Origin of the sequence: Streptomyces sp. MB09-01, from assembly GCF_033794505.1 — a bacterium.
Taxonomy (GTDB): domain Bacteria; phylum Actinomycetota; class Actinomycetes; order Streptomycetales; family Streptomycetaceae; genus Streptomyces.
Genome location: NZ_JARAYQ010000093.1, coordinates 21,870 through 29,053 on the forward strand (window position 1 = coordinate 21,870; position 7,184 = coordinate 29,053).

The 7,184-nt window shown below is 73.5% G+C and carries 3 protein-coding genes and 1 pseudogene; all 4 read right to left on the reverse strand.

The genetic code is table 11. From position 1 onward, the window contains the following. Window positions 1-23: 23 nt before the first annotated feature. Window positions 24-1,853, reverse strand: a complete 1,830-nt coding sequence (locus PV721_RS20430; RefSeq protein WP_319726451.1) for a GMC family oxidoreductase — start codon at window positions 1,851-1,853, stop codon at window positions 24-26. 9 nt (window positions 1,854-1,862) lie between these two features. After that, the gene (locus tag PV721_RS20435) at window positions 1,863-3,491 is read right to left on the reverse strand and encodes a succinic semialdehyde dehydrogenase (protein ID WP_319726453.1); all 1,629 of its coding nucleotides are present in this window, start codon (window positions 3,489-3,491) and stop codon (window positions 1,863-1,865) included. Window positions 3,492-3,584: 93 nt separating this feature from the next. Then, the gene (locus PV721_RS20440; protein WP_319726456.1) at window positions 3,585-5,240 is read right to left on the reverse strand and encodes a serine/threonine-protein kinase; all 1,656 of its coding nucleotides are present in this window, start codon (window positions 5,238-5,240) and stop codon (window positions 3,585-3,587) included. Window positions 5,241-5,365: 125 nt separating this feature from the next. Next, window positions 5,366-7,184: pseudogene (locus PV721_RS20445) on the reverse strand (serine/threonine protein kinase); the annotation flags it as partial.

The following is a 7,184-nucleotide window of genomic DNA, read 5'->3' on the forward strand; positions in this document are numbered from 1 at the left end:
GGGGAGCGCGGTACCCGCCGCTGTCATGACCGGCGCGGCGGAATCTCGGGGACGGCCAGGAACGGCAAGCGCAGGGCGCCGAAGGCCTCCTTCGGGACCGCCGGACGGGCCGGCTCCACCGCCTCCAGGCGTACGTACGCCGCCCCTTGTTCGGGCCGCGGATCCTGCTCGCCCTTGTTCGGCCAGTACGACATCGCGCGCTCCGCTTGTGCCGTGATCGTCAGCGACGGATTGACGCCGAGGTTCGCGGAGACCGCCGAGCCGTCGACCACCGAGATGCCCGGGTGCCCGTAGAGCCGGTGGTACGGGTCCACCACGCCCTCCTGCGCCGACGCCCCGATCGGGCAGCCGCCGAGGAAGTGCGCGGTCAGCGGGGTCCCCATCAGCTCGCCGATGTTGCTGCCCGGGAAGCCGTTGATCTCCTCGGCCAGCAGGGTCGCGGCCCGGGTGGCCTCCGCGATCTGCACCGGGTTGGGGGCGCCGTGGCCCTGGCGTGCGGTGAGCAGGCCCTTCCCGATCCCGCCGGGCTTGCGGTACGTGGTCAGGGAGTTGTCCAGCGACTGCATGACCAGGCCGATGATGGTCCGCTCCGACCAGCGCCGGTTCGACAGCGAGCGGGCCAGCTGGAGCGGGTGCTGCGCGGTCCTGGCCAGCCAGGCGCGGACCCGGTGCCTGCTGTGGGGGACCTGGAGGACGGTCATGAACCCCATGGCGTTGGAGCCCTTGCCGTAGCGGACCGGCTCGATGTGCGTGTCGGCGTTGGGGTGCACGGAGGAGGTGATCGCCACGCCCCGGGTGAAGTCGGCCCGCTGCGCCTTGCCGGGGCCGTCGCCGTGCCGTTTGCGGTAGCGGCGGTCGTCGGTCTGCGCGCCGACCAGGCCCTCGGAGTTGGTCCGGGTCAGTTCCCCGAGCCGGTCGGACAGGTGCGGGAGCTCCCCGCGGTCCTTCATCGTGTGCAGCAGGGTCTGCGTGCCGTAGGTGCCCGCCGCGACGACAACGTGGCGGGCGCGCAGCACCTTGGCCCTGCCCCGGCGGCGGCCGTCGGTGGGGACGGTGCGGACGCGGTAGCCGCCCTCGGGGTGGTCGGCGAGGGCGGTGACGGTCGTCATGGGGTGGATGACGGCGCCGGCGCGCTCGGCGAGGTACAGGTAGTTCTCGTTCAGGGTGTTCTTGGCGCCGTGCCGGCAGCCGGTCATGCACTCGCCGCATTCGGTGCAGGCCTTGCGGGCGGGACCGGCGCCGCCGAAGTACGGGTCGGGGGCCTCCTCGCCGGGCCGGACCTTTGCGTGGCCCTCGGCATCCTCTCCGTCTCCGAAGAAGACGCCGACCGGGGCCATGTGGAAGGAGTCCGCCACGCCCATCTTCTCGGCGGCCGCCTTGAGGTGGACGTCGGAGGGGGTCATGGTCGGGTTGAGGCGCACGCCGAGCATCCGCTGGGCCTGGTCGTAGTACGGGGCGAGTTCGGCGCGCCAGTCGGTGATGGACGCCCACTGCCGGTCCTCGAAGAAGGCGATGGGCGGCACGTACAGGGTGTTGGCGTAGTTGAGCGAGCCGCCGCCCACGCCGGCGCCCGCGAGCACCATGACGTTGCCGAGCAGGTGGATCCGCTGGATCCCGTAGAGCCCGAGGGCCGGGGCCCACAGGTAGTTCCGCAGGTCCCAGCTGTTCTTCGGCAGGCTCTCGCGGGTGAACCGGCGCCCTGCCTCCAGGACGCCGACCCGGTACCCCTTCTCGGTCAGGCGCAGGGCCGAGACCGAGCCGCCGAAGCCCGATCCGATGACGATGACGTCGTAGTCGTATGCGGCGTCGGATGCGGCGTCGGATGCGGCGTCGGATGCGTCGTCGTGCGACACGGATACCCCTTAGCGCAGTCGGAGGGCCTTCATGATCTTGAGGCTGCGGGTCATGAACGCCGCGTACTTCTCGTCGTCCATGCCCAGCGAGGGGGCCATCGGGAGCAGCCGCTGGTGGGCGACGGTCTGGGCCTCGGTGTACTTGAGGATGCCCTCGGAGCCGTGGCGGCGGCCGAGGCCGGAGTCCTTCATGCCGCCCATGGGCGCCTGGGCGCTGCCGTAGGCGGGGGCGTAGCCCTCGTTGATGTTGACGGTGCCGGTGCGCAGGCGGGCGGCGACGGAGTGGCCGCGGCGGGCGTCCTTGGTCCAGACGCTGGAGTTCAGGCCGTAGGCCGTGGCGTTGGCCTCCGCGATGGCCTGGTCCTCGTCGGTGAAGCGGTAGATCGAGACGACCGGGCCGAAGGTCTCCTCGCCGCACACCGCCATGGGCGACTCGACGCCGTCGAGGATGGTGGGCTCGTAGAAGAGCGGGCCGATGTCGGGCCGGGCGGTGCCGCCGGCGACGAGGGTGGCGCCCTTGGCGACGGCCTCGTCCACGTGCCGCTGTACGGTCTCCAGCTGGCGCTCGCCGACCAGGGAGCCCATGTCGGCGCCGTAGGCCAGCGAGCTGCCGAGCCGCATGGCCTTGGTGCGGGCGGCGAACCGCTCGACGAACGCGTCGGCGATCGAGGCGTGGACGTAGAGCCGCTCGATGGAGATGCACAGCTGGCCCGCGGAGGAGAAGCAGGCGCGGACGGCGCCGGCGGCGGCCTTCTCCACGTCGGCGTCGTGCAGGACGAGCATGGCGTTCTTGCCGCCGAGTTCGAGGGAGACCCCGACGAGCCGGTCGGCGGCGCCCCGGGCGACCTCGCGGCCGGTGCGGGTGGAGCCGGTGAAGGAGACGTAGTCGGCGTGCCGGACCACCTCGGGGCCGACGACCGGGCCCTCGCCGAGGACGATCTGGAAGACGTCGGCGGGGAGACCGGCCTCGATCAGCAGGTGGCGCGCCCACAGGGCGGTCAGGGCGGTCTCGGTGTCGGGCTTCATGACGAGGGCGTTGCCCGCCACGAAGGCGGGCAGGGCGTCGCCGACCGACAGTTCGAGCGGATAGTTCCAGGGCGCTATCTGGCCGACGACCCCGCGCGGCTGGCGCAGCTCGGTGACCTTGGTGAGGGTGGGCATGGCGCCCGTGTGGCCCTTGGGGCGCAGGTACGAGGGGGCCTTGCGGCCGTAGTGGCGTGCGGCGACGGCGACCGCCTGGACCTCCTCGTGGGCGTGCAGGCGGGCCTTGCCGGTCTCCAGCTGGATCAGGTCGAGGACCTCGGCCTGCCGGTCCAGGACCAGGTCGTGGAAGCGCAGGAGCACGGCCGCCCGCTTGGCGACGGGGACGGCCGCCCAGGCGGGCTGGGCGGCGCGGGCCCGCTCGAAGGCTTCGGCCACGTCCTCGGGGGTGGCCTCGGGGAGTTCCGCGAGCCGGTCCCCGGTGAAGGGGGTGTGGTTGGCGGTGCGTCCGGAACCGATCACTCCGCGGGTGAGGCGGGCGACGAGGTCGGGTGTCACCACGTCGGCGGCGGTGCGGGCACCGGCCGGGGCGGGGGCGACCGGGTTGGTGGGTTCCGGTGCGGTGCGGAGGGGGGCCGGGGCCTGCGAGTCCGTCATGGCGGTGAGCGTATTGCGCCCGGAAGCCTTTGGGTACCCGTCGGTAACCGGATTTTGCCATTTCCGCCAGTGATCGCTGGCAGGATGCCGGGATCAGGGCTTCTTGGCGGGCGGTTCCCAGCCGCTGAGCACGATGTCGAACTGCTGCTCGGTCGTGGCCCAGTCGGCGACCGGGCTCGACATGTAGATGGCGTACTCCGTGCCGTCCTGGGCGACGTACATCTGCTCCTTGGCCCTACGCGGACCGGGGTGGTTCTGCTTCTCCGTCCAGCTGAAGTCCCAGAGCGCGGCCCGGGTGCTGTCCCGGAAGGTGTTCTGGTTCAGCCGCACCTTCTTGTAGTCGGTCCGCTTCGCCACCTGCTTCTCCAGGTCGACCAGGTGCTCCAACGGGGTCCCGTAGTCCGGGCTGGAGTCGATGGCGATCCGGATGAAGTGCTTCCCGTCGTCCGGGGTGTAGTCGATCTGGTCGCCGTTCGCCTTGCGCGTCCAGCCCTCCGGGACGAACAGGGTGAAGCCGGCGATGGGGTCGGTGACCTTGTTGTAGCCGGCCGGCGGGGCCGCCGCCTGCGGCTTCCCGTCCTCGGGCTGCACGTCGGGGGCACTCGCGTTCTTGTCCGCGCCGCCGCTCCCCGGGTCCCCGGTGTACTTGAGCACCCCGAACACGCCGCCGCCGCCGAGCAGCGCCGCCACCAGCGCGATGCCCGCGGCCCGCTTGAGCCAGCCCTTCGCCGGGTCCGCGGGTGCGGGTACCGGCGCGGTCTCCGCTGGTTCCGGCAGCGGAGCCGTCTGCGAGGTCGTCCGCTCGGCCGTCTGCGCGCGCTCCGCCGGCGCGGCCGGCTCGGCGGACGGCTCCTGCGCCGGGGCCAGTTCGTCCTGGGTCACCGAGCGCGTCGGCACGTACGCCTGCGCCGCCTTCGGCTCCCGGCCCTCCATCGCCTCCAGCAGCATCCGCTCGGCCTCCACGGCCGAGGGGCGCTCCATCGGGTCCTTGCGCAGCAGCGCCGTGATGACCGGACCCAGGGCCCCGGCCTGGCGCAGCGCCGGCGGCTCGTCGTTCACCACGGCCTGCAGGCTGGAGATGGGCGACGTACGGCGGAACGGCGAGCGGGCCTCCACCGCCGTGTAGAGGGTGGCGCCAAGCGACCACAGGTCCGAGGACGGGTCGGGGATCCCGCCGGTGACCCGCTCGGGAGCCAGGTAGTCGATGGAGCCGACGATCTCGCCGGTCCGCGTGATCGAGGAGTCCCCCTCGATCGCGGCGATCCCGAAGTCCGTGAGCAGCACCCGGCCGTCCTTGGCCAGCAGCACGTTGCCCGGCTTCACGTCCCGGTGCAGTACGCCGACCGCGTGCGCGGCGCGCAGCGCGCCCAGCACGTGCAGGCCGATCCGGGCCGCCTCGCGGGGCTCGATCCGCCCGGCCGCCTTGGCCGCCTCCGCGAGGGAGGGGCCGTCGATGTACTCCATGACGATCCACGGCCGGTCGTCGTGCTCCAGCACGTCGTGCACGGTCACCACCGCCGGATGCTGGATCCGGGCCGCGGCCCGCGCCTCCTTCTGCGTCCGGGCGTGCATGACGTCCCGGTCGGCCTGGGAGACGTACAGACCCGCCGTCAGTTCCTTGACCGCGACGGTCCTGTGGAGCAGCTCGTCATGCGCGCGCCACACCTTGCCCATGCCGCCCCGGCCGATCGGCTCGACGAGCCGGTACCGGCCCGCCAGCACGGCGCCCCCACCTGTCTGCTGTTCCACGAAATCCCGCCGCTCTCTGCACTTACGGCCAGATTACGGAGCTCACGGGGGCTGCCGGAACCGCCCGGCCGCCGAAAGGCGGCACTGTGACGCAATCGCCGTACTGATCCGTCGTCAGTATCCGCTCAACCGCCCGACTTGTAACTCGTCGTGGCTTTCTCGAAGACCTCGGTGACCTTGGACTGCTCGTCCTCCGGGCCGGTGACAAGGACGACGTGGTAGCTGCCGCCCAGCGCGACGACGAAATTGCGGGCGTAGACGTTGCGACCGGTCCCGTCGATCCACGTGTAGCGGCCCGTGGCCCGAAGCTGCTGGCCCACCTTCGTGGTCTTGACGTCCCCGACGGTCGACCAGGTGGAGGTGCGGTACGGGGTCAGCTCCGGTTCCTTGTCCTTCTGGTACGCCGCCGGGTCCGGGTTGCCCTGGACCTTGTCCCGGCCGGGGACCACGGTCAGCACGAACGCCCCGTCCGTGTACCGCACCTGGCCGGCCTCGTTGATCCCGCGCCGCTCCCAGCCGTTGGGCACGGCGATCTCGAAGTGCTCCGGGTCCTGCTGGGTGGTGTAACCGGGAGGGGCGGAAGCGGGGGCGGCCGGCGGCTCGGCGGGCGCGGTCGTCTGCGGCGCGGGCCTGGACTCGGGCGTGCCGGTGGGAACCTGCGAGGGACTCGGCTTCGACTGCGGCTGGCCGCTGCTCCCCCGGGCGTCGCCCTGTTGCTCCGGGGTACCGGAGCGGGGCATGAACAGCATCGCGTACGCCACCGCCCCGGCCAGCAGCACCAGGATGCCGACGAGCAGGGTCCGGCCGAGGGCGCGCGGCTTGCGGGGGGCCGCGGGATTGCGGTGCCGCCCGTGGACCTCGCCGCGGCGGCGCACGACGGGCAGCCGCGCGGGATCCGCCGCCGGCATGGGGAGCACCCCGAAGCCGGCTTCCGGCTCGGGGGCCGACCGTACGAGCGAACGCAGCCAGCCGCGGAGCTCCTCGAAGTCGGGCCGCTCGGTCGGGTCCTGACGCAGCAGCGACTCCACGACCGGGCGGAGCGCCCCGCACTCCTCCGCGAAGGCGGGCGGTTCGGCGCAGACCAGCTCGACGAGCTCGGCGACGCTGTCCTCGGGGTACGGGGCGTGCCCCTGCACCGCGCGGTACAGCAGCGCGCCGAGCGCCCACAGATCGGTGGCGGGCCCGACGGGGGGTGCCAGCTGCCAGTGCCCGAGGACGGGGCCGGCCTGCTCGGGTGCCCACCGCTCGGTGACGGCGCCGACGACGGCCATGCGCGTCTGGCGCGCCCGCTCGGCGTCCAGACCGGTCCGGGGCCCGGCCCAGCCGCCCGTGGCCGGGGCGGGTCCCGGACCGGCGGGCTGCGGCCCGTCGGCGGGAGCCGACGCGGGGGTCGGCCGGTCAGGGGCCTCCGCCTGGCGGTAGCCCTGGGGCAGGGCGAGCCGGGCGGGCAGCGCGGGCGCCGCCGGGGATTCGGCCCGGCTCCACGCCGCCGGGGCGGGCCCGGGCTGTGCCGCGGGTCCGGCCTGCTGCCCTCCCGGGGCCTGCCGGTCGTCCGGCTCCGGCGACTCCTGCGGCTCCGGCGGGTCCGGCACCTGCGGGGCCGGCAGCGCCTGGTGGTTGCGGGGGGTCGCGCCGTGCCAGGGGGCGGAGGAGGTCTCCGGGCCGCCGTACGGGTACGAGTATCCCTGCGGCAGGGTCGACCCCTGCGGCCTCTGGTCCGGGACGACGATGGGACCGGTCGGGCGCTGCTCGCCGACCTTGGCGGCGGCCGCCCGAGCCCCGGCCCGGTAGGCGGCGATGGCTCCGGCCCGCGCGGCGGCCTGGAGTTCGGGGCGGTCCTGGGGACGGCCCGGGGTGATGTGATCGGTGTACCGGGGCCCGGTGTCGTACCCGGGAGCCACGAGCGGGGCGTACCCGGCCGAGATGTCCGGGGCGGGTTCCGGC

Bases quoted from the DNA above. Each gene is read 5' to 3' on its own strand.
- PV721_RS20435 (WP_319726453.1), bottom strand. From the start codon at position 3,491: ATGACGGACTCGCAGGCCCCGGCCCCCCTCCGCACCGCACCGGAACCC.